This window comes from Nocardioides sp. P5_C9_2, from assembly GCF_054049555.1.
Genome location: NZ_JBFUMD010000624.1, coordinates 1 through 1,820, shown reverse-complemented (window position 1 = coordinate 1,820; position 1,820 = coordinate 1). Strand labels below are relative to the sequence as shown.

Below are 1,820 nucleotides of genomic sequence, written 5' to 3'. Positions count from 1 at the left end.
GTCCCTGGCTGTGGACAGGAGCGCGCACGTCAGGAGCGGCCCCAGGACGGCCGCGACCCGGACTACAGGCCGCCGCCGCACAGTTCGCCAACCGAAGTCCCTGGTGACCATGGAAGCGCTCCCTCGCGAAAGATGGTGGGTCAATTCTGGTCCACTTCTGAACCGGGTCGAGAGTCTTGACGCAATCCTGACGACCTCGCTTGGGCGGCGATGGTCCGGGGGACTCCGGCGGGGGTGAGACCGGTCGACCCGACCGGATATGGGGCGGTGCCGAGCCCCACGACAAGCAGCACGACGTCGAAAGAGCCTTCAACATCTTCGAGTGTCGCCAAGGTGCGGATCAGACCGAGAGCGGCGGCGGCTGTGAACGCCGCCGACCCAGAGTCAGTCCTGCCGGCCCCTGTCGAGTTGGACCGCCCTGCGGACCTCCAGCGAAGTAGTGCCCAGCTCGGTCGGGACCTCGAGGKACGTGCCATGAGAGAGATCCATGCGAGGAATCAAGTCTCCGGACCTCCGGGGCTGTTGAGTCTTGTAGGTCGCTTACGCTCCGAGACGTGAGCAACGATGTCCATGAGCGGAGCCGGTTCAACACGTGGCTGCTGGAGACCAGTGAGCAACCCGATCCGGGCGGCTTCTACGAGGGTGAGCAGGAGGCGACGGCGCACCATCACGTGAAGCCGTGGTGGAAGGTCATGTGCCTGACCGGGGTGGACTACTTCTCCACGCTTGGCTACCAGCCCGGCATCGCCGCGCTGGCCGCCGGGGCGCTCGCGCCGGTGGCGACTCTGATGTTGGTGTTGGTGACCCTGTTCGGGGCGTTGCCGATGTATCGGCGGGTGGCGAAGGAGAGCCCGCACGGCGACGGCAGTCTCTCGATGCTGGAACGGCTCCTGTCGTACTGGCCCAGCAAGGTCCTCGTGCTGTCCCTGATCGGATTCGTGGCCACCGGGTTCATCATCACGATCACCTTGTCGGCGGCCGACGCGTCCGCGCACCTGGTGGAGAACCCGTTCCTCACCGATGCCTTGCATGGCCAGGAGGTGTGGCTCACCCTGCTCCTCTTGGCGCTCCTCGGTGCGGTCTTCCTCAGGGGGTTCGGCGAGGCCATCGGCCTCGCCGTGGTCCTCGTGGTCGGCTACATCGGGCTGAGCGCCGTGGTGGTCGCCAACGGGTTCTGGCACATCGCTCAGGATCCCGGCACCTTCACCGACTGGACCAAAGCCGTATCCGACGCCCACGCCTCCCCCGTGGCGGTCCTCGGCGCGGCTCTGCTTGTGTTCCCCGCACTTGCGCTCGGTCTGTCAGGTTTCGAGACTGGTGTCGTCGTCATGCCCCTGGTGAAGGGCGACAACAGCGACACCATTGCCGAACCGACGGGCCGCATCCGCAACGCCAAGAAGCTGCTGACCACCGCCGCGCTGATCATGTCGGTGATGCTGATGGGATCCGCGATCGTCACCACGTTCCTCATCCCCGCCGCCGAGTTCGACCCCGGGGGCGAGGCAAACGGACGGGCGCTGGCCTACCTGGCGCACGAGAACCTCGGGGAGGGGTTCGGCACCGCCTACGACATCGCCACCATCGGAATTCTCTGGTTCGCCGGTGCCTCGGCCATGGCGGGGCTGCTGAACATCGTGCCCCGTTACCTGCCCCGCTACGGCATGGCGCCGGACTGGGCCCGTGCCACCCGCCCCCTCGTGCTGGTCTTCACCCTGATCTCGGTGGTCGTCACCGTCGCGTTCAAGGCCGACGTGGATGCCCAGGCCGGGGCGTACGCGACGGGCGTGCTGGCGTTGATGACCTCGGCAGCCGTAGCAGTG

At 66.8% G+C, this 1,820-nt stretch carries 1 pseudogene; it reads left to right on the top strand.

Going from position 1 to position 1,820, the window contains the following annotated elements:
* Window positions 1-554 precede the first annotated feature (554 nt).
* Window positions 555-1,820, top strand: a pseudogene (locus tag ACXJKL_RS20350) (amino acid transporter); the annotation flags it as partial.